Source organism: Kitasatospora sp. NPDC054795 (assembly GCF_053611565.1).
The window spans coordinates 19,894-41,005 of sequence record NZ_JBSHAP010000082.1; the positions used below are offsets into that span (position 1 = coordinate 19,894).

Below are 21,112 nucleotides of genomic sequence, written 5' to 3' on the forward strand. Positions count from 1 at the left end.
ACCGCCGGAGCCTCGTCCGCCGCCCGCCGCCCGCCACCGGCCGCGTGAACCGACCGTGCCACCCCGTATGTCACTCCTCGCCGGAACGCAGCGCCAGCCACAGCTCCATCCGCACGTCCGTGTCGTCCAGCGAGCGCCCCAGCAGCTCCTCGACCCGGCGCATCCGGTAGCGCAACGTGTGCCGGTGCACCCCCAGGTCCGCCGCCGCCGCGTCCCACTGGCCGTGCCGGGACAACCACGCCCGCAACGACGCCACCAGATCCCCGCGGGCCGTCCGATCGTGCTCCCGCAACGGCCGCAGCAACCCCTCCGCGAAGGCCGTCACCGCGTCCTCGCCCAGCAGCGGCAGCAGCGACCCCGCGCCGACCTCCTCGTGGTCCACCGACCGGCGGCCGCCGCGCAACGCCACCGCCAACGCCCGCTCGGCCTGCGCGTGCGCCGTCCCGGCCTCCTCCAGCGCGGCCGGCGCCGAGACACCCAACGACAGGCCCTCGTGCTCCTCCACCGTGCCCAGACAAGCCCGGTGCACCGCACCGTTGTCCAACGCCAGCACCATCAGCCGCTGCCCGTGCGCACCGTCCTCCCGCGCCACCAGCAGCTTCTCCCCCACCCGGGCGCCCGCCTGCTCGGCCCGGTCGCCCAGCTCCCCGAGCGCCTCCACGGCATCCGCGTTCGCCGGTCCCGCCCCGGCCACCAGAACCCGTATCGTCCCCTCCGGCAGCCCCCCGAACAGCCCCACCGCCACCTGTCGGGCCGTCGCCACCTCACCGGCCAGCACCATCCGCAGCAGCGCCGCGCCCATCCGCTCCTCGGCCTGCCGCAACTCCCGCGACCGCTCCAGGGTGAGGGTCAGCAGCGCCACCGCCGCGTTCAGCACATACCGCTCGGTCGGCGTGATCCGGTCCTCGGTCCCCACCGCCAGGAAACCCCGGGCCCGCCGGTCCGCCCCCAGCGACTGGACCACCACATAGTCCTCGTCCGCCGTGTCTATCCCCGGCGCGCGCCCCTGCAACGCCGCACTCGACGGCGCCGGCCGCCGACGCAGCCGGTCCACCTCCGCCGCCAGCCGCCCCGCCCGGCGCGCCGCCCAGTCCGGCGCCACCACCGACAGCGCGCCCGACCCGTCGTACAGCGCCGCCCAACCCCCCAGCCGGGCCGCCAGCCGACGCACCACCGCCGTCGTACCGTCCTTGCCGAGCGCCGCCCGGGTCAACTCCTCCTGCGCCTCGAAGCTGGTCGTCACCGCCTCGTACTGCTCCGCGGCCAGCGCCGCCGACACCACCTTGCTGATCGCGATGAACGGCGTCGGCTCCGGCACCCGCAACAACGGCAGCCCGCGCTGCGCCGCCGCGTCCACCAGCGGCTGCGGCACCTCCGTGTGCGACAACCCCACCCCCAGCCCCAGCCCGACCACCCCCGCGTCGGCCAACCGGTGCACATACGCCTGCAACTGCGCCGCCGTACGGCCCAGCTTGATACCGGTGGTGAGCAGCAGCTCGCCACCCTCCAGGAACGGCGTCGGGTCGTCCAGCTCACTGGTGTGCACCCAGCGGACCGGACGTTCCAGGTGATCCGCACCGGCGAGAACCGTCAGATGGAGCGACGTGTTACGGACGACGGAGGCGAGTGTGGGGGGCATGGCACCTTCGAAGGATCGACCTGACCGCGCCGTTGCGGCCGGGCGAGGAGAGGGACGTGGGACTGGTGAGGGTCTCTCCCCTTCATTATGGACGCCCCGGACAACCCGCACTGCCGAATCCACCTCGAAGGCGACTTCCCCGGCACCCCGCCGTCAACCCCGGAGATCCACCAGCAACGGCGGCACCTGCTCCCCCGACACCGCCGTCAACGACACCACCGCATGCCCCGCCGGCAGCGCGTGCGCCAGATCCGACGGCGACCACCGCAGCCGCTCCACGTCCCGCGTCGTCACCGACTCCGTCTGCGCCGTCGTCCCCGACAACGCCTTCCGCCCGACCCGCCCGGCCCGCCGTATCACCCCACCGGAGGTGTCGGGGGTGTGGGTGACCGCAGTCTCCTGCACCAGGTGAGTCCCCCAGGCCTCCGAGAACAGCTTCCCGTCCCACGGCGCGATCCCCGGGAACGCCATCCGGCAGCCGACCGCGCCGAACAGCGGAGCCCGCAGCGCCTCCGGCAGGTCCACCAGTGTCCGCAGCAACAGCACCGCGCCCGCGTTCGCCCCGCGCACCCGCTGCAGGCCGCGCACCGCGGTGGCGTCCAGCGCCGCCGAGGCGTCGTCCACCACCAGGCCCGCGAACAGCGAACGGTCCTCGCGGGCCCCGGCCGCCTGCACGAACTGCCCCACCACCAGCCGGGACAGCATCCGCGCCGCCTCCGGGTGACTCCGCTCGGGCAACTTCACCCGCACCCGCAGCGGATGGTCCAGCACCCGCATCGCGAACGGGGGCCGACCGGTCCCATCGGTCGCGAAGGCCCCCTCGAAGGCGGGCCGCTCCAACAACGCCAGCCGGTCCGCCAGCAGCGCCCCGGGGTCGTCCGCCCGGTCGCGCTGCCGCTCCCGGTGCTCCAGGTCCCGCTCGTGGACGGCCAGCCGGCCGGCCACCCCGAGCGCCTTCACCAGGGGCGCCAGCACATCCGGGTCACCCGCCAGCAGCGCCCGCAGCTCCCGCACCCCCGGGTAACGGCCGTACGCCGCGTGGAACGGGCCCACCACTTGCTGCAACGCGGTCCGGGCGTGCTCCGCGCGGGCGGTCAGCTCGTCCGGCAGCAACGCCTCGGCCAGCCGGGCGGCCGCCTCGTCGGGGTCCCGTGCGGCGCCGTAGAGGTCCAGCCCGTACAACGAGGACGGATCGCCGGGCGCGATCACCACGTCGTACCAGGCGTCCGGGCCGAGATCGGCATCCGCCGCCCCGACCACCACCGCACAGGCCGTACCCGACAACGCCTGCAGGCACAACGCCTCCGCCACCGGCCGAGCCAGCCGCGCCGTCTTCCCCGTACCGGCCGGGCCCACCGCCAGCAGCGACGTGCCCAGCACCGCCGGGTCCAGCGCGAAACCGGCCGCCCGGTGGCCCAACGGGTTCTTCGGGACGTCCTGCGCGGTGCCCAGCCGGACCTGGCCGAGCAGCAGATCGTGCCGCTCGGCACGACCGGGCAGCTCGCGCGACCCGGAAGGATGGGCGAAGGCCGCCGCACCGCGCGAGGCCACCTGCTCGTCGAAGGCGGGCACGAACACCGGGTCCGCCTGGGCGGACTCCCAGGCACGCCGGATCCGCACGTAGTCGACGTCCCCCACGGCCTCACCGTCCAGCCGGGCCGCCGCCCCGACCGCACCGCCCCGGCGCAGCCCGTCCCACGGATCCTGCCCCCGCACGCCCTCGGCCGCCCCCGGGGTGTCCTCCTCGACGGGCCGCTCCTGCGTCACCGTGCGCGACAGCAGCGGCGAGACGTAGCGGCGCCACACCTCGGGCCAGCGACCCATCCGGCCGAAGACCTTGATGACGATGCCCATCACCAGGATGTTCAGCGTGAGGACCACCGAGGTCGCGACGAAGGCCGATTTCGACGGAAGTATTCCGATCACCGTCGCCCCGTCCGTGGCGAACTCAACGCCGTAGACGAAGACCAGCCACCCCACCACCGCGTTCAGCCCCGCCCGCAGCAGCAGCGGCCAGGTGGCCACCTTGGCCGCCTCCGCCCGCTCCGGGTCGAGGCGGCGGTAGCCGAGCCGGTAGACGCCCGGTTCGGCGTCGGGGCGCGGGGCGCAGGCCCAGGCGGCGAGGTCGAAGGGGGCGGTGCCCCCGCCGGGGCGTTGGTGGGGCAAGGGGCTCGGGGGGCTGGTGGTGGTGTGCTCGCCGTGGTGGTGTGCCCCGTCCTGTGCCATGTACGGCCCCGCTCCCTCGCCCGCCCGCCCGGCCCGACCGCCGTCGGTGCCGCCATACCCATGCCGCCGTACCGGCGACACGCCCGCGCTCAGGGTAGTGGAGCGTGGCCTGCGGGTAGTCGTGCCGCCCGCGCTGGCCGTGCCGGACAAGTCGGACGGCGCACTGCTACCGAGTGGCGCGTGCCCGGGTGGGGAGGGCGGCCGTAGCCTGCGAAGCACCGAGCCGAGAAGTCTGGAGAAACCCCATGAGCGCCGCAACGCCGCTCCCGCAGGAGCGCCGCCTGGTCACCGCGATCCCCGGTCCGAAGTCGCAGGAGCTGCACGCCCGCAAGCTGGGTGCGGTGGCGGCCGGTGTCGGCACCACCCTGCCGGTGTACGTGTCCCGTGCCAACGGCGGCGTGCTGGAGGACGTGGACGGCAACTCGCTGATCGACTTCGGTTCCGGCATCGCCGTGACGAACGTCGGCAACAGCGCCGAGGCCGTGGTGGCCCGGACGACCGAGCAGCTGGGCAACTTCACGCACACCTGTTTCATGGTGACCCCGTACGAGGGTTATGTGGCGGTCGCCGAGCAGCTGAACGAGCTGACCCCGGGTGACCACGAGAAGCGCACCGCGCTGTTCAACTCGGGTTCCGAGGCCGTCGAGAACGCGGTGAAGATCGCCCGCGCCTACACCAAGCGCCAGGCCATCGTGGTGTTCGACCACGGCTACCACGGCCGCACCAACCTGACGCTGGCGCTGACGGCGAAGAACATGCCGTACAAGCAGGGCTTCGGTCCGTTCGCCCCCGAGGTCTACCGGGTGCCGGTCGCCTACCCGTACCGCTGGCTGACCGGTGCGGAGAATGCCGCCGCCGAGGCCGCGGCCCAGGCGATCGACGCGATCAACAAGCAGATCGGTGCCGAGAACGTCGCCGCGATCATCATTGAGCCGATCCAGGGCGAGGGCGGCTTCATCGAGCCGGCCAAGGGCTTCCTGCCGGCGATCGTGGAGTTCGCGAAGGCGAACGGCATCGTGTTCGTCGCGGACGAGATCCAGACCGGTTTCTGCCGTACCGGCCAGTGGTTCGCGTGCGAGGACGAGGGCATCGTCCCGGACCTGATCACCACCGCGAAGGGCATCGCCGGCGGTCTGCCGCTGTCCGCGCTGACCGGCCGCGCCGAGATCATGGACGCCGCGCAGACCGGTGGTCTGGGTGGCACCTACGGTGGCAACCCGGTGGCCTGTGCCGCCGCGCTGGGTGCCATCGAGACCATGAAGGAGCTGGACCTCAACGGCAAGGCGCGGCGGATCGGCGAGATCATGCTGGGCCGCCTGCGGGCCATGCAGGAGAAGTACGAGATCATCGGTGAGGTCCGCGGCCGCGGTGCGATGATCGCCGTCGAGCTGGTGCTGCCGGGCGGCAAGGAGCCGAACGCGGCGGCCACCGCGGCCCTCGCCAAGGCCTGCCACGCCGAGGGCCTGGTCGTGCTGACGGCCGGCACCTACGGCAACGTGCTGCGCTTCCTGCCGCCGCTGGTCATGCCGGAGCACCTGCTGACCGAGGGCCTGGACATCCTGGAGGGTGCGTTCGCCGCCCTCTGAGCGGTGTCGCCCGTCAGGTCGTGAACCCCCGCCGGAGGGTTGTCCGGACAGCGCTGAACGGCCCGTGGGGACCTCTTGGTCCGCACGGGCCGTTCGGTTTCCGGCGTGCCGCGCGGGCGGTCCGGGCATGATCGACGGGGTGCCCCGGAGGTTGCCCGGCGCGGGGTGAAGATGGTGTGCGGAATCGCTGAAGGCGCTCGGCGCGGAAGGGCTGTTGACGTAGTGTCATCGCAGATGGACAGCGAGCCTCAGCCGTTGGCGCGGCCGTCCGCGGGGCCCCTTCCGGGGCCGGTCGCGCGGGTGCCGCACGAGGACGACCAGGCCGGCCCGGGAGGGTCGGCGCCCACCGAAGGCCGATCGACCGACCGTCCGACCCACACCCCCCGGGGCGCGCGGAACGGCGATCATCAGAGCCGCCCCGGAGCTCTCCCCCCTGCTCCGGGGCGGCTGTCCGCCTTGCCGGGCCGGGTGGCGCGGTCGGTGGCGGTGCCGGTGGTCGCGGCGGTGCTGCTGGTGGTGGTGTCCTGGCAGGTCGCGGCGGAGGGGCCGCTGCTCGGTGTGGACCGCTGGGTCCGCCGGGCGGTCCGTTCGGCCCACCGGGACTTCCCGAACGCCTTGCTCGACCGGCTCGGTCTCCTCCTGTCGGACCTGGGCAGCAGCGTTCCGGCGGTCCCGGTGCTGCTGCTGGCCGGTGCTCTGGCCGCGTGGCTCGGGCGCCGGGCCGGGGCCGGGCGCTGGTGGCTGCCGCTGCCGGTGGCGGCGCTGACGGCGGTGCTGATCCCGTTGCTGGTGGTCCCGGCGAAGGCGGCCTTCGCCCGGCCGGGTCCGCTCGGGGAGCCGCTGGCGGCGGGCCAGTGGGGCTGGTACCCGTCCGGGCACACCGCGACCGCGGCGGTCTCGTACGGGGTGGCGGCGCTGTTGCTGGCCCGGGTGGCGGGGCCGTGCGCCGTCCGGGGGTTGACGGCGGGTGCGGTGCTGTTGTCGCTCGGGGTGGGCGCGGGGCTGGTGTGGAGCGATTTCCACTGGCTGCTGGACGTGGTGGCGAGCTGGTGCCTGGCCGTCCTGGTGCTGTGGGCGTTCGCCCGGTGGCTGCCCCGGCCGGGTTCCGGGGGTCGTCAGGCTTCGGGGGCCTCTTCGTTGCGGTGAACGAGGCCGGGCTCGCCGTTGTCCCGGTGCCATGCGATGACGAGTTCGTCGCGGGCGCCGAAGCGGACGAGGTGGCGGCCGACGACGTCCTCCAGGCCGGGCAGGTTCTCGCGCTCGCCTTCGACGGTGAGCAGCAGCGCGTCGGGCTGTGCCTCCAGGGTGGCGGTGCCGGCGCCGAAGACCATCGTGCCGCGGCCGGTCTCCTCCGAGTAGACGGCCTCGATCTTGCGCCCCATGTGGGCGGTGAGCTGCTTGGCGTAACGGCCCGGGCGGTCGGTGGCGACGCGGGCTTCGGAGCGGGGCATGGGTCCTCCAAGGTCGGGGAGGGGAACTTAGGGTCCCCTCACTCGGGGCAACGCTAACCCAGATACTGAGCTAAGCTCAACATATTTCCGCGATCACCCTCCGCCGCCGGCCGCGGGCCCCGGACCGACGGCTACCCTTGGGCGGACGCCAGCCGAGGAGACCGCCGATGACCACCACGCCGACCGACGAACCGGCGGACCCCTCCTCCGGCCCCCGGTCCGGCACCCCGGACACCGCCGCCGAACTGGCCGACGCGATGACCAGGGCGATCAAGCGGATCCGCCGTCAGACCGGCTGGCGGCTGGAGCCCTACGGCATCACCCCCGGCCAGGCCCGGGCGCTGCGCACGCTCGCCCACGTGCCCGGCTGCGAGACGCCGGACCACGCGATGCGGCTGAGCGACCTCGCCGACAAGCTGCACATCGCCCCGCGCTCGGCGACCACCGTGGTCGACGCGCTGGAGGAGGCCGGCCTGGTCGAGCGCAGCCCCGACCCGGCCGACCGGCGGGCGGTGCGGATCCTGCTGACCGAGGCCGGCCGGGCGGCGGTGGAGCGGATCGGACAGGTCCGGGACGAGGTGGCGCAGGAGTACTTCGGCGAGGTCAGCCCCGCCGACGAGGAGGTGCTGCTGCGGGTGCTGCGCTCGGCCGAGGCCCGCTTCCTCGAAGCCGGGCCACCACGCCGGTAGCGGCCCCCGGGCGCAGCGCGGTGATCCCGATCCCGGCGATCACCAGCAGCGCGGCCGCGGCGGCGGTCGGGCTGATCCGCTCGCCCAGCAGCAGCCAGGCCGAGGACATCCCGAACACCGGGACCAGCAGCGAGTAGGGCGCGACGGCGGTCGCGTCGTAGTTGCGCAGCAGGAAGCTCCAGGCGACGAAGCCGAACAGGGTGGAGACCAGCCCGACGTAGCCGATCGCGCCCAGTCCGGCCGCGGTGATCCCGCGCAGGGCGCGCAGGTCCGCGTCGGGCCCCTCGACCAGCAGGGACAGGCCCAGCAACGGCAGCGGCGGGACGGCGCTGACCCAGACCATCCAGCGCAGGGCGTCCGGCGGCGCGGCCTTGCGGGTCAGCACGTTGGCCAGACCCCAGGCGACGGCGGCCAGGACGACCAGGGCGAAGGCCCCGAGCGGTCCGCCCGCGCCCTGGTCCCAGGCGCTCAGCGCGATGCCGGCGAAGGCGACCACCAGGCCCGCCAGCCGCTGCCGGCCGGGGCGCTCGCGCAGCAGTACGGCGGCGAACAGCGCGGTGAAGCCGGCCTGCCCCTGGAGCACCAGGGAGGAGAGTCCGGCCGGCATCCCGGCGTGCATGCCGAGGAAGAGCAGCCCGAACTTGACCACCCCGAGGACCACGCCGACCGCCACCACCCAGCGCCGGGCCACCCTGGGCGGGCCGACGAAGAAGACCGCCGGCACCGCGACGACGGCGAACCGCAGGGCACAGAAGAGCAGCGGCGGGAAGCTGTCGAGGCCGACGTGGATCAGGACGAAGTTGAGGCCCCAGACGGCGGCCACCAGGACGGCCAGGGCGATGTGGCGCGGGCTCATGCCGCCCGGACCGCCGTTGCCACCCGAGCCACTCGTGCTGCCGGTGCTGCCCGTGCTGGTGCGGCCGCTCGGGGCGGCGGCGGTTGTCGCGGTCATGGGTCGAGCATGGCGACCCCTGACCGTGCAGCACCAGCGATGAATACTGAAGCGGACACTTTAGGATCACTGCATGATGGACCTGGGGCGCCTGCGGGCGTTGCACGCGGTGGCGGTGCACGGCTCGGTCGGCGGGGCGGCGGCCGCACTCGGCTTCACGCCCTCGGCGGTCTCGCAGCAGATCGCCAAGCTGGAGCGGGAGACCCGCACGGTGCTGCTGGAGCGGCAGGGCCGCGGCGTGGTGCTGACCGACGCGGCGCGCGAGCTGGCCGTCACCGCGCGGACCGTGCTGGGGCTGGTGGAGCAGGCCGAGGTGCGGCTGGAGGAGCAGCGCGGCCGGGCCGTCGGGCGGCTGCTGGTGGCCGCGTTCCCGTCCGGTGCCCGCGGACTGATGCCCGGGGCGCTGGCCGATCTGCGGCGGCGCTGCCCGGAGCTGGACGTCCGGCTGCTGGAGCGCGACCCCTACCCGGCGGCCGAGCTGGTGGCCCGGGGCGAGGTGGACCTGGCGCTGGTGCAGGACTGGCCGACCGTGCCGCTGCCGGTGCAGGAGGGGGTCTCCCGGATGGACCTCGGCACGGACCCGGTGGACCTGCTGCTGCCCGCCGACGACGATCTGGCCGCGCTCGACCCGGTGCCGGTGGAGCGGCTGTGCGGGCAGCGCTGGATCAGCGTGCCGCCGGGCAACATCTGCCACGACTGGCTGGTCCGCACCCTGCGCGAAGCCGGCGAGGAGCCGGACGTGCGCTACCAGGTCGGGGAGTTCGAGACGCAGATCGCCCTGGTCGCGGCCGGTCTGGGCATGGGTCTGGTGCCCAGGCTCGGACGGGGCCCGCTGCCGCCCTGGGTGGCGGTCCGCCGGGTGACGCCGGAGCCCGGCCGCCGGGTGTTCGCACTCTGGCGCTCCCAGGCCTCCCGGCGTCCGGCCATCACCGAGGTGCTGGCCTCGATGCGGGAGTGCTGGGGGCGGCTTCCGGTCTGAGGGCCGCCGTGTTCGGGGCATCGCGGGGCCCGGGCCTCGTACGGGCCTCAGCCGGCGAAGCCGATCACCAGCCACATGAAGCCGACCCCGGCCACGGTGCAGAGCAGGGTGGTGCGCGAGGGGTGCGGGCTGTGCGCCTCGGGGAGGATGTCCGAGGTCGCCAGGTAGAGCAGGAAGCCGGAGAAGAAGCCCAGGTAGAGGCCGAGCAGGTGCGCCGGGATGGTGAACGCCAGGGTGATCGCCGCGCCGGACACCGGGGCCAGCGCGTCGGCGGCGAGCAGGGTCAGCGCCCGCCTCCGGTTGTTCCCGTACAGCCGGGTGATCGTGTACGTGTTGAAGCCGTCGGCGAAGTCGTGCGCGACCACCGCGATGGCCACCACCGTGCCGACCGTGGTGCCGGCCTGGAAGGCGGCGCCGATCGCGAAGCCGTCCATCACGCTGTGCCCGACCAGGGCCAGTGCGGCGGTCATCCCGACGCCCTGGTGCCCGACGGAGTGGGTGTGCCCGTGCTGGTGGCCGTGGGAGTGCGCGGCGTACTCGCCCTCGTGGCCGCGGTGGATGGCGACCGCGCGCTCGATCACGTGGATGGTGAGGAAGCCGGCCGCGAACATCAGCAGCGCCTGCGGGACGCCGTGCAGTTCGTTCGGGGCCTGGTGGATCGCCTCGGGCAGCAGGTCGAAGGCGACGACGCCGAGCATCAGCCCGGCGGCGAAGCCGAGCACCAGGTGGCGGCGGTCGCGGGTGCGCTGGGCCACGAAGCCGCCGATGAGGGTCATCAGGAACGCCGCGGCGGCGACCAGTACCGCGGTCATCGGGCCGACTCCGTCTCGGGTCCGGCCTGGTGGCCGGGGCCTTCACCGGGTGGTCCGCCGAGCGTTCTGCCCATTCCTCCCCCTGGGATCCGCCCGTGACCGGGCCGACCGCCGACCGTACCGGACGCCCGTTCGACGGTGATCACCCGGGGTGCCGGGCCCGACCGGGAGCCGTGCCCCCAGCCTCGGCCCGGGCCCGCTCGGGCGCCCCCGGATGGGCCGCCGGTTGGGCTGTCGGAGTGAGGCCGCCCGCCGGGGCGAGGAGCCTCAGCCGCCGGTGGCGAGCGGCAGGCCGAGGTGGGTGTGGGCGAGTTCGCGGACGCCGTCGCCGTCGATCAGGTGGATGTGGCGGTGGCTCTCCTCGGCGGTGAGGTCCAGCACCTCCTCGGTGAACCGGCCGGTGGTCAGCCGCAGCCCGCGCTCGGCGGACTCCTCCCCGACCGCCTCGGCCAGGGTCTCGATCTGCTCGGCGCCGACCGACGCGGTGTCCCGGGAGGCCCAGACCACCCAGCGGCCGGGCAGCGCGGTCCCGGGCGCGCCCTCGCCGGTGGCGACCAGCCCGGCCGGGCCGCGCAGCCGGACGCTCCACTGCGCGATCCCGCCCCTGGTCAGCAGGTCCCGCACCAGCTGGGCGAACTCGTTGGCGGACAGGTCGGAGGCGGCCGGCACGGTGGCCCCGGCCCGGGCGGCCGGCTGGACACCGGCCCGGTCGTACGGGTCCGGGGTGACGGCGGCTCCGAGCTGGCGCAGCCGCACCAGGGCCTCGTCCTGCTCGGCGTCGGCGTAGACGCCCTCGTCGTCGCGTTCCTCGTACGGGGTGCCCGGCGGCAGCAGCCGGGTGCGGGCCAGTGCGTCGCGGTCGGCGTCCACGCTGACCAGGCAGAGCGGCTCGGCCGCGGCGGGGTCGCGCAGCCAGCCGTTGAGGACGACGCCGGCGAGTATCTCGTCGGTGTCGACGGCGTCGGCGGCCTGAAGGGCGCGCAGGGCGAGCCGGGCGACCAGCCGCAGGTAGTCGGTGGCCCGGTCCGCGGGCGGGCGCGGCACCGGACGGATGTCGCCGTCCGGGTCGAGCCGGTAGCCGGTGAGCGAGGGCACCAGGTCGAGCGGCGGCAGGTCGAGGTCCAGCACGGCGGTGCGGGTGAGCGGGCGGAAGACCGCCCGGCAGGGGGCGGGCAGGTCCTGGGTGGCGGTCTCGGCGGCGGCCAGCGCCCGTTCCAGCAGCGATTCCACCGCGGCCGGTTCGGCCAGCCGGTAGGCCCGTCGGCACTCCTCCAGGCTCTCGTTGTACTCGCGCACGGCGCGGGCCCGGGCCTCCTCGGCCGCCTCGTGGGCGCGCCGGGACTCGTCGGCGGCCGGGCTTCCGGCCTCGGCCCGGCGGGTGCGCCACTCGCGCAGGGCGCGCTGGTGGGTGAGCCGGGCCTGGGCCAGCTCGCGCTGGTAGCCGGAGTCGAGCAGCCGGCGGGACGGACCGCTGTCCGGGTCGGCCGCGGGCGGCTCGGCGGGAGCGTAGTCCTCCCAGCGGGGCTCGGAGTCTTCGGCCGCGGCGGGACCGTCGGCCGGGTAGGGGCGGGGCTGGTAGTGGCGCAGCTGACTCTCGAAGTCCATGGCCGAGACGGGCAGCGCGGCCCGGCGCAGCAGGTCGGCCAGCCGGTCGTGCTCGGCCTGGACGGTGCGGGTGCGGTGGTGGGTCAGGGCGGCGGCCCGGGCGTGCGCCGCCACGGCCTCGTCCTGGTCGGCCTCACCGGGGCCGGAGTGGCCGGTTCCGTGGTCGGCTCGGCCGGGGCCGCGGCCGACGGGATCCGGGTCGGACTGACCGGCACCGGTCGGACCGCGACCTGCCGGATCGCCACCTGCCGGGCCGCCGCCGGACGGACCGTCACCGACCGTGCCCCCACTGGGGCGGCCGGCGACGGCGTCGTCCGGCTCCTGCTCCCCCTCGGCTCCGAGGTCGCGGAAGACCGAGGCGAGGAAGCCCGGCCGGGGGAACTGGACGGTGGCGGTTCCGTCGGACTGGCCGTCTGCTGGGTACTGCATCGGTCGTCGTTCCCCCATGCTCGTCCGGCGCCTGCCCGGGGCGATCGGCGAACCTGTGGACCCGCCGCTGCCGGACATTGTCCCCCGAACGGACGCAGCGGTCAGCCAAGCCGCTCAGTTGGTCCGGGTGTTGGTGAGGTGCAGACCGATGTAGCCGACGTAGATCCGGCCGCTGCCGGAGCAGTCGTCCAGGTAGTGCAGCCGGGGCGCGGTGCGGCCGCCGCCGATCCGCAGGTGCGCGCCCATGAACGCGCGCCGGGAAGAGTCGACGCATTCCGGCACCGGCAGCATCCGCTCGCGCTTCCACTTGGTGTGGCTGAACACCGTCCTGGACTCCCCGCGGACCGCCTTGCGGGGCGGGAAGCGGTGGCAGCCCTCGGGGGTGCGCTCGCACCACTGTTTGAAGTCCCCGCCGGCCGCGCCGCGGACGGCCGCCTCGGCGTACTCCTGGAGGGCGGTCAGCCCGTCCCAGGCGAGCCGGGCCCAGCCCGCGCCGGCGCACTGCAGCTCGTCCAGGGCGAGCGCGTTCTTCTGGTCCCCGGTGAAGGTCACCAGCGGGAACTCGCCCAGTCTGGCCATGAGTTCGGAGAAGGTCTCGGGCGTGCCCCGGCGGTCGTGGAGCTGGGCCACGGAGTGCGGCCCGACGACCGGACCATTGCCCGGTGCGACGCAGTGGCGTCCGGTCAGGGCTCGGGTTCCGGAGCGGAGGCGGCCCTCCCGGATGTCCCGGCCGTCGCGGCCCTCCCGGCCCTGGCCCCGGTCCCGGTGCTCGCGGCGTTCCAGGCGCAGGGTGTGCCGGACCTGCTCCAGCTCGTCGGCCCGGGCCTGCTGCTCCTCGCGGTCCTGCTGCTCCTCGCGGACGAGCGCGGCCAGGTCGTCGCCCTGGTCCGGGGCGGCCCGTTCGGCGTCCTGTTCGCAGGCCTGCCCGACGACGTGCCCAGCCGTCCGCCCGGCCTGCTCGGATGCCCGCTCGGCCGACTGCTCGGCGGACTGCTCGGCGGGCTCGCGGAGCTGCGGCGGCGGGACGCGCAGCACCGGGACGGCCGCGAGCGGCGGTGGCAGCGGCTGCTCCGCGGCCAGGCGGCGCGGCTCGCGGGAGAGCAGCCCGGCGGCACGGCGCAGGTCCTCTTCTATTCGGCCCCGGGCGAGCACCGGATGTCGGGCGCTGTCCTGCCGGGAGGCCGGGTCGACGTCGGGCAGGTAGGTGCGCACCGCTCCGCCGTAGACGGTGTGGTACTCCAGCGCGACGTTGAACCCGGTGCGGGCGCCGGGGTCCAGCACGTAGGTGGTGGCGAGGCCGGGAAGCTGCTGGCAGAGCGGGGCCACCACGTCCTCCACCCAGCGGTCGAGCGGGAGGTTCACCGGGACGCTGGCCACCACCGTGGGCAGCCTGCGCTCGGGGTCGCACAGCTCGTCGATCAGGGCGTCGACCTCGTCGGCCGTGATCACCCGGGGGTCGGAGCGGACGGCGGACGGGCCGTCGGTGGCGTCGAGCAGCGGGAGGAGCGAGCGGGCGAGTTCGGGCACCGGCACCCGGCACGGGGTGCGCACACCGCTGCCGGTGCTGTGTGTCTCGGCCTCCAGCCGGACCCAGGTGGGGCCGTCCGCCGCGGTGGCCACGGTGAGGGTGAGCTGCTGGGTGCCGTGCGGGGCCGGGGTGCGCAGTCGGCGGCGGTCGTAGCGGCCGCCGCCCGGACCCTCGCGCAGCGGGCCCAGGTCGCGGTCGAGCAGGACGCGCTCGCCCAGGCGGAGGCGCTCGGCGGTGGGAGCCGGTTCGGCACTGGGAGCCGGTTCGGCGATCTGCCCGATGGGGGCGCGGTGGGCCGGTGGGGGCTCCTCGTAGCCTTCCTGCTTCAGCCAGGAGGCCAGCTGTTCGTCGGCCAGGGCGACGGCCTCGGCGTGCCCGAGGAGCGTGGTGACCGTCATCCGGTAGGGCGTCGCGGGACCGCGGGGGCCGGGCAGGTCGGCGGCGGCGTGCGCGCGGACGCGGTTCGGGGCGGGGCGGTTCGCGATCGGGTGGTTCGAGGTCGGGTGGTACGAGGTCGGACGGTTCGAGGTCGGGCGGCTGGAGATCGGGTTCGTCGCGGACAGGGGATTCGAGGTCGAACGGTCTGAGGTCATGCGCATACCTCCGCGGTGCGGGGTCGGGTCCTGTGTCCTCCATCGACGGTTTCGTCCGGTTCTGCCGGAACCTTGCCCAGGAAACGCCACGGCCCGGAGCGGAAGTTCCAACTCCGGGCAACGACACTACGTTCGGGTGAATCTGCTCAAGCGTTCTTCCGCGTGGCGCAAGGCCTGGGCTACCGGAAACGGCCGGTCACGGGCCGTCCGACGAGCCGTCCCACGGATCGTCCGTCCCCGGAACCCACGAGGTACCACCCGCCCCGCGGCCGGACCGGTGCCGCTCGGAGCGGCAGCGCTCAGACCGGCACCTCGACATAGGTGCGGCCGGCCGGGACAGCCACCGCGGTACCGCCGGTCGCCTCCGCCAGCCAGGTGTGGAACTCCGCCACGTCCGGTTCCGGCACGCCCACCTCGATCCGCACCCCGGTGGCCTCGTAGGCCAGATCGCTCACCGTGTACCCGGCCGCCCGCAGGTCGTTCTCCACCCGCCCGGCCCGGACGTGGTCCACCGTCACCGCGAGCAGCGCGACCGGCCGCCGCTCCAGCAGGCCGATCCCGTCCACCGCCGCCGAGACCGCGTTGCCGTACGCCCGCACCAGGCCGCCCGCACCGAGCTTGATCCCGCCGAAGTACCGGGTGACCACGGCGACGGTGTCGGTCAGCCCGCGCCGACGCAGCACCTCCAGCATCGGCACCCCGGCCGTGCCACCGGGTTCGCCGTCGTCGCTGGAGCGCTCGCGGCGCTGCTCGTCGCCGACCACGAAGGCGGTGCAGTTGTGCCGGGCGTCCCAGTACTGCTTGCGGATGCCGGCGATGAACGCCTGCGCCTCCTCCTCGTCGGCGACCCGGGCGAGGTGACAGATGAACCGGGACTTCTTGATCTCGGTCTCGTGGCTGCCGGCCCGCCGGATGGTGAGGTACGGCCTGGCGGTGGGCTCCGGCGTGGCGGACATGGTGGGGAGGTCCTCCCGAGGACGGCGAAGGCTGACGGCGCCCGCCCCGGGACACCGGGGCGGCACCGCCAGCCTAGTTGGCGCACGACGGGAGGACCGGCGGCCGGCCACCGGCCGTCGGCCGCCGACGGGTCAGCGCCCGGCCAGGGCGTTCAGCCGCGCGCGGTCCAGACCGGTCAGCGCGGTGACCTCGGGGAGGTCGACGGCGCCGCAGTCCAGGCCGCGCAGCAGGTAGCCGCTCAGCGCCCGGGCGGTGGCCGGCTCGTCCATCACGTCACCGCCCGCCTTCGCGACGTACGCGGCCAGTCGGGCGGCGGCGGCCGCCAGGCCCTCGCGGTAGAAGGAGTAGACCGCGACGTAGCGGGTGGGCAGGTGCGCCGGGTGCATGTCCCAGCCCTGGTAGTAAGCGCGGGCCAGCGAGCGGCGGACCAGGCCGTGGTGGAGCTTCCAGGCGGCGTGCACCTGCTCGGTGGAACCGGTCGGGACGACGTTGGTCGAGCCGTCGGAGAGCCGGACCCCGGTGCCCGCGGCCGCCACCTGCATGACCGCCTTGGCGTGGTCGGCGACCGGGTGGTCCATGCTCTGGTGGGCCGCGCTGACGCCGCAGGCGGCGCTGTAGTCGAAGGTCCCGTAGTGCAGGCCGGTGGCGCGTCCCTCGGCGGCCTCGATCATCCGGGCGACGGTGGCCCGGCCGTCCGGGCCGAGGATCGCCTGGGTGGTCTCGATCTGGATCTCGAAGCCGATCCGGCCGGCGGGCAGCCCGGCCCGGCCCTCGAAGTCCTCCAGCAGCCGGACCAGCGCGGTGACCTGCTCGGCGTAGGTCACCTTCGGCAGGGTCAGGACCAGGCCCTCCGGCAGCCCTCCGCGGGCCATCAGGGTGGCCAGGAACAGCTCCAGGGTGCGGATGCCGCGGGCCCGGACGGCGGCCTCCATGCACTTGATCCGGATGCCGAGGTACGGCGGGGCGCCACCCCCGGCCACCGCGGCGGCGACCAGCCCGGCGGCGCGGACGGCGGCCGCGTCCTCCTCGGCATCGGGGCGGGGGCCGTAGCCGTCCTCGAAGTCGATCCGCAGGTCCTCGATCGGCTCGCGCTCCAGCTTGGCGCGGACCCGGGCGTGCACGTCGGCGAGCAGTTCGTCGTCCGCGACGCCGAGGGCGCGGGCCAGTTCGGCGGGGGTGGCGGCGTGCCGGTCGAAGGCATCCAGGGCCCGGCGGCCCCACTCCCGCACGGTGTCGGCACCGAAGGCGTCGGCCGGGACGTAGACGGTGTGCACCGGCTGCCTGGTCCCGGGTTCGCCCGGGTAACGGCGTGCCAGATCGGCGTCGACGGGGGCGAGCAGCGCCTCCACGGCGGCGCGGGCCGCGGTGGAGAAGGAGGCCGCGTCCGTCGGCCCGTTTCCGTCGGTCCCGACCCGTGTCATCCGCACTCCTCCATGCCGAACCAGCGCTTCAACAGTTTGTTGAGGCGAAGGTAGCTCCGGCGGGTACGGGCGTCAATGGCCGACCCGGCACCGGACGGTGGCAGCCGCGGTCAGTCCCTCCCGGCGGCGGCGTAGCGCTCGTTCAGCTCCGGGTACAGGTCGGCGACCTCCTTGGGGTGGACCGAACCGTCCGGCCCCTTGCCGGTGACGCCGAACTCCCTGGTCAGCCAGTCGGCGAGGCGCTGGGGGTCGGGCTGGTGACCGTAGCTGTCCATGTACGAGACGAGCGCCTCGTAGGCGAGGTCCGGGTCGAGGCGCGCGGGCACCGGAGCAACCGCGCGCTGCTCGGCGTGGACCGGCTGCTCGGCGTGGACGCGTTCCTCGGCCGGGACCTGCTGCTCGGGCTCGGCAGGCTGCTCAAGCCGCTCGGAGTGCTCGGGCTGCCGCTGCGAGCCGGCCGCGTGCTGGGCCTGCGGACCCGACTCGGGGGCGGAGGTCGAGGCGGGGGCGAGGGCGGTGGCGGTGGCGGCGAGGGCGATGGGCTCCTCGGCGACCGGGCGCGGGGGCTTGAACCAGGGCGAGGCCTGACCGGGCACCCGCCCACCCGGGGCGGCGTCGGCCGGGTGGCCGGTGGTGCGGACCGGGCGCTCGGTCCAGACGTTCAGCTCCTCGCCGCGCGGCTGCGGGGTGGCGTCCGCCACCTCGTCCGGCTCCTGGGCGGCCCGCAGCCGGACGGCGGCCAGCTTCGCGAGCATCGGCGCGGCGACCTCGGCGGACAACGGCGCGACGGCCGCGGGTGCCTGTGCCTGTGCCTGTGCCTGTGCCTGTGCCTGTGCCTGTGCCTGTGCCGCAGCCTGTTCGGGCTGGGCCTGCTGAACCTGCTGAACCTGCGGAGCAGCCTGCTGGGCGGCCTGCGGCTCCTGCTGCGAGTGCTGGGGCTGCTGCGGCTGCTGGGCCTGCTGGGCCTGGGCCTCGGCAACCGGGGCGATGGCCGCGGTGGCGCGGTTCTCCTGGCCGGGTATCCCCTGCGCCTCCTGCTCCGGCAGCGCCTCCGGGACCTCGCGCACACGACCCTCGTCATCCAGCCGGTCGAGCAGCGCCGGGTCCAGCGGCACGCCGAACTTGGCGAGCTTGAGCGGCAGCAGCGCCTGGATCGGCGCCGAGCGGCGCCAGCCGCGGCCGTACCGGAAACGCAGCTGCGCCCGGTAGACCAGACGGTTCTGTTCCAGTCGGATGACCTCGTCGTAGGAGCGGAGCTCCCAGAGCTTCATCCGCCGCCAGAGCCGGAAGGTCGGCACCGGCGAGAGGAGCCAGCGCATCACCCGGACCGACTCCATGTGGCGGTCCGCCGTGATCGCCGCTATTCGGCCGACCGCGTGCCGCGAGGCCTCGACCACGACGACGAAGAGCACCGGAATGACCGCGTGCATCCCCATGCCGAGCGGGTCGCCCCAGGACGCGGCCGCGTTGAAGGCGATGGTGGCGACGGTCAGCACCCACGCGGTCTGCCGCAGCATCGGGAAGGGTATCCGCAGCCAGGTCAGCACCAGGTCGAGCGCGAGGAGCACGACGATGCCGGCGTCCACGCCGATCGGGAAGGCGTAGGAGAAGGCGCCGAAGCCCTTCTCCTCGGCCAGCTCGCGCACCGCGTTGTACGAGCCCGCGAAGCCGATGCCCGAGATGATGAAGGCACCGGCCGCGACCAGGCCGAGCAGGCCACGATGGGCCTTGGTGAGCGTTGGGCGTGCCATTACGTCTATCAACCCCTGGATGTCGGCCGCTGGCGTACAGTGCCTCGGCTGCCGGGTCCCGTTGGTCGGGCCGCCGGACGGCTGAGCAGCCTCCGGGCTCGGCCCACCGGAGTTTACTCGTACGCGTGTTTAAGCGTTCCCACAGCCTGGGGTGTCACAGTGCGGCGGCCGAACGCCGGCCCCGGCACCGTGCGGATCGGCGCCGGGGCCGGCCGGACCGTCAGCGGGTCTGCCTCGCCGTGCCGTTGAGGTAGGCCAGTACGGCCAGCACCCGGCGGTTGGCGTCCTCGTCCGGGGCGAGGTCGAGCTTGCTGAAGATGTTGGCGATGTGCTTGGCCACCGCACCGTCGCTCACCGACAGCCGGGCGGCGATCGCCGAGTTGGAACAGCCCTCGGCCATCAGTTCCAGCACCTCGCGCTCCCGCGGGGACAGCCGCAGCAACGGACCGGGCCTGCGTGCGGTGGTCTCCATCAGCTTGGCGATCACGTCCGGGTCCATCGCCGTGCCGCCGGCCGCCACCCGGCGGACCGCGTCGATGAACTGCCCGGCGTTGAACACCCGGTCCTTCAGCAGGTAGCCGATCCCCCCGGTGCCGTCGGCCAGCAACTCCCGCGCGTAGAGCTGCTGGACGTGCTGCGACAGCACCAGCACCGGCAGGCCCTGGATCTCCCGCCGTGCCTTGAGCGCGGCCTGCAGGCCCTCGTCGGTGAGCGTCGGGGGCAGCCGGACGTCGACCACGGCAACGTCCGGCCGGTGGGTCAGAAGCGCCTCCAGCAGCTCGGGACCGGTCTCCACCGCCGCGGCGATGGTGAAGCCGTGCGCTTCCAGCAGCCGGATCAGGCCTTCGCGAAGGAGGTAGAGGTCCTCGGCGAGGACAACTCGCACGGCAACTCCAAGGTGATGGTGGTGGGTCCGCCCGACGTGCTGTCGATGGAGAGGACACCGTCGAAGGTACCCAATCGCTTCTCGATACCACGCAGTCCCGTCCCCCGCGAAGGGTCCGCCACCCCCACCCCGTCGTCCGTCACCGTGATCCGCAGGAGGCCGGCCCGGTAGAGGATGTCCACCCAGACCTGCTCCGCCTCCGAGTGCTTGGCCGCATTGGCCAGCAGCTCACAGATGCTGAAGTACACGGCGGCCTCCACCGGCGCCGGCGGACGGTCCGGCAGGCTCACGCACACCTCGGTCGGCAGCGCGCTGTCCAGCGCGAGGGCCCGGACGGCATCGCCGAGTCCGCGCTCGGCGAGCACCGGCGGGTGGATGCCGCGCACCAGGTCCCGCAGCTCCTGGAGGGCCCGGGCCGAGGACTGGCGAGCCTCGGCCAGGAGCTCCCGCGCGGCCCTCTGGTCGGTGTCCATCAGGTGCTCGATGGTGCCCAGCGTCATCCCGATCGCGACCAGTCGAGCCTGGGCGCCGTCGTGCAGGTCCCGCTCGATCCGTCGCAGCTCTGCCGCCTGGCTGCCCGCCGCGTCCGCCCGCGTCTCGGTCAACTCGACGACCCGCCTGGTCAGCTGGGCGCGCGTCGCCCGGCCGTCCTGGTCCAGCACCCGGCGGGCGGCCTCCACGTACCCCCGCACCGCGAACGGTGCCAGGAGTATGCCGCCGACGACCATGGCGGCTCCGAGCACGACGCTCAGCAGCATGGACGCCATCCGGCCGCTCAGCGGGCCGAAGTCGTCCGCCGGCACCGGCGAGGACAGGGTGTAGGCGACGCCCAGCCCGAGCAGGACAGCCAGCGGGCCGGCCAAGGCCACCACGAGGAACGGGTTCACCAGCAGCCAGAGCAGTTCGCCGCGGGTGGTCCGGTCCCGCAGGCCCCAGTGGACCACCTGGGCGTACTTCGCCACCGTCCGTGATCGGTGGTAGGTGTAGCCCGTCCACCAGTGCCCCCGGCCGTCCAACTCCAGCTCCGGCCACGGCTCGTAGACCGCCGGCAGCCGTATGCCGAACCAGCGCTCCAACTGGCCGCGGGTGCGGTTCGCGGTACGGCGGACGCTGGCTGCGGCCACCACACCGCCGGCAGTCACTGCTACCAGAAGCGCGAGGAAGAGCCCCAGGTCGTACGACTGCAGGAGGCGGGCCGTTACCGCCCCCGAGAAGATCGCCGCGCCCACCGGCAGCACCACCCCCGGCACCGCTGCCAACACCACCACACCGAGCCGCGCCAGCCCCTCACCGCCGGCCTTGAAGGCCGCCTGGGCCTGAGCACGTACGGACGCGCCGCTCGTACGACTCACTGTTGTCACGGGAAGCTCCTGATGCCGGTACCGATCGTCCTCCATCAGTCTTCACGAACCGTCCATCACCCACACTGGCCATGGCACCCCAATCCCGAGGTAGACCTAGGACCACCTGCGAGTGGAGGAAGTGACACCGACCGATGAGACAGTCCGGAAATGCGAAGAACCCCCATCCGGATCCCGGATGGGGGTTCTTCTGAATAATTGTTCGGCGGCGTCCTACTCTCCCACAGGGTCCCCCCTGCAGTACCAT

16 protein-coding genes are annotated in these 21,112 nt (G+C 74.2%); 4 read left to right on the forward strand and 12 right to left on the reverse strand.

The window, feature by feature from the left end; translation table 11 throughout:
* Nucleotides 1–70: 70 nt before the first annotated feature.
* Nucleotides 71–1,639, reverse strand: a complete 1,569-nt coding sequence (locus ACWGJO_RS26675) for a PucR family transcriptional regulator (RefSeq protein WP_387695013.1) — start codon at nucleotides 1,637–1,639, stop codon at nucleotides 71–73.
* A gap of 153 nt (nucleotides 1,640–1,792) precedes the next feature.
* Complete coding sequence (locus tag ACWGJO_RS26680) at nucleotides 1,793–3,865, reverse strand: ATP-binding protein (RefSeq protein WP_452187496.1); 2,073 nt, start codon at nucleotides 3,863–3,865, stop codon at nucleotides 1,793–1,795.
* Nucleotides 3,866–4,110: 245 nt separating this feature from the next.
* Here ACWGJO_RS26680 and gabT point away from each other — a divergent pair, with 245 nt between their 5' ends.
* Both gabT and ACWGJO_RS26690 read left to right on the forward strand, forming a co-directional pair.
* Nucleotides 4,111–5,451 carry a 4-aminobutyrate--2-oxoglutarate transaminase gene (gene gabT / locus ACWGJO_RS26685; RefSeq protein ID WP_452187498.1) on the forward strand — a complete coding sequence of 447 codons (1,341 nt, stop codon included), beginning with the start codon at nucleotides 4,111–4,113 and terminating at the stop codon, nucleotides 5,449–5,451.
* A 468-nt stretch (nucleotides 5,452–5,919) separates the two neighbouring features.
* Nucleotides 5,920–6,597, forward strand: coding sequence for a phosphatase PAP2 family protein (locus ACWGJO_RS26690; RefSeq protein WP_452187500.1), 678 nt, complete (start codon nucleotides 5,920–5,922; stop codon nucleotides 6,595–6,597).
* Here the strand turns inward: ACWGJO_RS26690 and ACWGJO_RS26695 are convergent.
* Complete coding sequence (locus ACWGJO_RS26695) at nucleotides 6,567–6,902, reverse strand: DUF2218 domain-containing protein (RefSeq protein ID WP_359909195.1); 336 nt, start codon at nucleotides 6,900–6,902, stop codon at nucleotides 6,567–6,569. The genes ACWGJO_RS26690 and ACWGJO_RS26695 overlap by 31 nt on opposite strands.
* A gap of 167 nt (nucleotides 6,903–7,069) precedes the next feature.
* Here ACWGJO_RS26695 and ACWGJO_RS26700 point away from each other — a divergent pair, with 167 nt between their 5' ends.
* Nucleotides 7,070–7,591: a MarR family winged helix-turn-helix transcriptional regulator gene (locus ACWGJO_RS26700; protein ID WP_359909198.1), complete on the forward strand. Its 522-nt coding sequence runs from the start codon at nucleotides 7,070–7,072 to the stop codon at nucleotides 7,589–7,591.
* Here ACWGJO_RS26700 and ACWGJO_RS26705 read toward each other — a convergent pair.
* Nucleotides 7,506–8,447, reverse strand: a complete 942-nt coding sequence (locus ACWGJO_RS26705) for an EamA family transporter (protein ID WP_452187515.1) — start codon at nucleotides 8,445–8,447, stop codon at nucleotides 7,506–7,508. The two genes, ACWGJO_RS26700 and ACWGJO_RS26705, sit on opposite strands and share 86 nt — an antisense overlap.
* A gap of 169 nt (nucleotides 8,448–8,616) precedes the next feature.
* Between ACWGJO_RS26705 and ACWGJO_RS26710 the strand changes: the two genes are divergently transcribed.
* Entirely contained in the window at nucleotides 8,617–9,522 is a 906-nt protein-coding gene (locus ACWGJO_RS26710; protein ID WP_452187502.1) for a LysR family transcriptional regulator, read from the forward strand.
* Nucleotides 9,523–9,569: 47 nt separating this feature from the next.
* Here the strand turns inward: ACWGJO_RS26710 and ACWGJO_RS26715 are convergent, their stop codons facing one another.
* The 8 genes from ACWGJO_RS26715 to ACWGJO_RS26750 form a co-directional block, all read right to left on the reverse strand.
* Nucleotides 9,570–10,334, reverse strand: coding sequence for a ZIP family metal transporter (locus ACWGJO_RS26715; protein ID WP_387695008.1), 765 nt, complete (start codon nucleotides 10,332–10,334; stop codon nucleotides 9,570–9,572).
* 267 nt (nucleotides 10,335–10,601) lie between these two features.
* Nucleotides 10,602–12,368: a restriction endonuclease gene (locus tag ACWGJO_RS26720; protein WP_452187506.1), complete on the reverse strand. Its 1,767-nt coding sequence runs from the start codon at nucleotides 12,366–12,368 to the stop codon at nucleotides 10,602–10,604.
* Between the two features lie 114 nt (nucleotides 12,369–12,482).
* Complete coding sequence (locus ACWGJO_RS26725) at nucleotides 12,483–14,489, reverse strand: hypothetical protein (RefSeq protein ID WP_452187508.1); 2,007 nt, start codon at nucleotides 14,487–14,489, stop codon at nucleotides 12,483–12,485.
* Between the two features lie 299 nt (nucleotides 14,490–14,788).
* On the reverse strand, nucleotides 14,789–15,445 hold the full coding sequence (locus tag ACWGJO_RS26730) for a YigZ family protein (RefSeq protein WP_359909213.1): 657 nt from the start codon (nucleotides 15,443–15,445) through the stop codon (nucleotides 14,789–14,791).
* Between the two features lie 132 nt (nucleotides 15,446–15,577).
* Complete coding sequence (locus ACWGJO_RS26735) at nucleotides 15,578–16,867, reverse strand: DUF6986 family protein (RefSeq protein WP_452187510.1); 1,290 nt, start codon at nucleotides 16,865–16,867, stop codon at nucleotides 15,578–15,580.
* A gap of 110 nt (nucleotides 16,868–16,977) precedes the next feature.
* On the reverse strand, nucleotides 16,978–18,618 hold the full coding sequence (locus ACWGJO_RS26740; protein ID WP_452187511.1) for a DUF2637 domain-containing protein: 1,641 nt from the start codon (nucleotides 18,616–18,618) through the stop codon (nucleotides 16,978–16,980).
* A gap of 220 nt (nucleotides 18,619–18,838) precedes the next feature.
* Nucleotides 18,839–19,504 (reverse strand): response regulator transcription factor, encoded by a 666-nt coding sequence (locus ACWGJO_RS26745; protein ID WP_387736816.1) that lies wholly within the window; start codon nucleotides 19,502–19,504, stop codon nucleotides 18,839–18,841.
* On the reverse strand, nucleotides 19,456–20,865 hold the full coding sequence (locus ACWGJO_RS26750) for a sensor histidine kinase (protein WP_452187513.1): 1,410 nt from the start codon (nucleotides 20,863–20,865) through the stop codon (nucleotides 19,456–19,458). Before ACWGJO_RS26750 ends, ACWGJO_RS26745 begins: the two co-directional genes overlap by 49 nt.
* Nucleotides 20,866–21,112: the final 247 nt, after the last annotated feature.

Coding starts and splice junctions, on each gene's coding strand:
- ACWGJO_RS26675 (WP_387695013.1), bottom strand. CDS start 1,639: ATGCCCCCCACACTCGCCTCCGTCGTCCGTAACACGTCGCTCCATCTG.
- ACWGJO_RS26680 (WP_452187496.1), bottom strand. CDS start 3,865: ATGGCACAGGACGGGGCACACCACCACGGCGAGCACACCACCACCAGC.
- gabT (WP_452187498.1), top strand. CDS start 4,111: ATGAGCGCCGCAACGCCGCTCCCGCAGGAGCGCCGCCTGGTCACCGCG.
- ACWGJO_RS26695 (WP_359909195.1), bottom strand. CDS start 6,902: ATGCCCCGCTCCGAAGCCCGCGTCGCCACCGACCGCCCGGGCCGTTAC.
- ACWGJO_RS26700 (WP_359909198.1), top strand. CDS start 7,070: ATGACCACCACGCCGACCGACGAACCGGCGGACCCCTCCTCCGGCCCC.
- ACWGJO_RS26705 (WP_452187515.1), bottom strand. CDS start 8,447: ATGAGCCCGCGCCACATCGCCCTGGCCGTCCTGGTGGCCGCCGTCTGG.
- ACWGJO_RS26710 (WP_452187502.1), top strand. CDS start 8,617: ATGATGGACCTGGGGCGCCTGCGGGCGTTGCACGCGGTGGCGGTGCAC.
- ACWGJO_RS26715 (WP_387695008.1), bottom strand. CDS start 10,334: ATGACCGCGGTACTGGTCGCCGCCGCGGCGTTCCTGATGACCCTCATC.
- ACWGJO_RS26720 (WP_452187506.1), bottom strand. CDS start 12,368: ATGCAGTACCCAGCAGACGGCCAGTCCGACGGAACCGCCACCGTCCAG.
- ACWGJO_RS26725 (WP_452187508.1), bottom strand. CDS start 14,489: ATGACCTCAGACCGTTCGACCTCGAATCCCCTGTCCGCGACGAACCCG.
- ACWGJO_RS26730 (WP_359909213.1), bottom strand. CDS start 15,445: ATGTCCGCCACGCCGGAGCCCACCGCCAGGCCGTACCTCACCATCCGG.
- ACWGJO_RS26735 (WP_452187510.1), bottom strand. CDS start 16,867: ATGACACGGGTCGGGACCGACGGAAACGGGCCGACGGACGCGGCCTCC.
- ACWGJO_RS26740 (WP_452187511.1), bottom strand. CDS start 18,618: ATGGCACGCCCAACGCTCACCAAGGCCCATCGTGGCCTGCTCGGCCTG.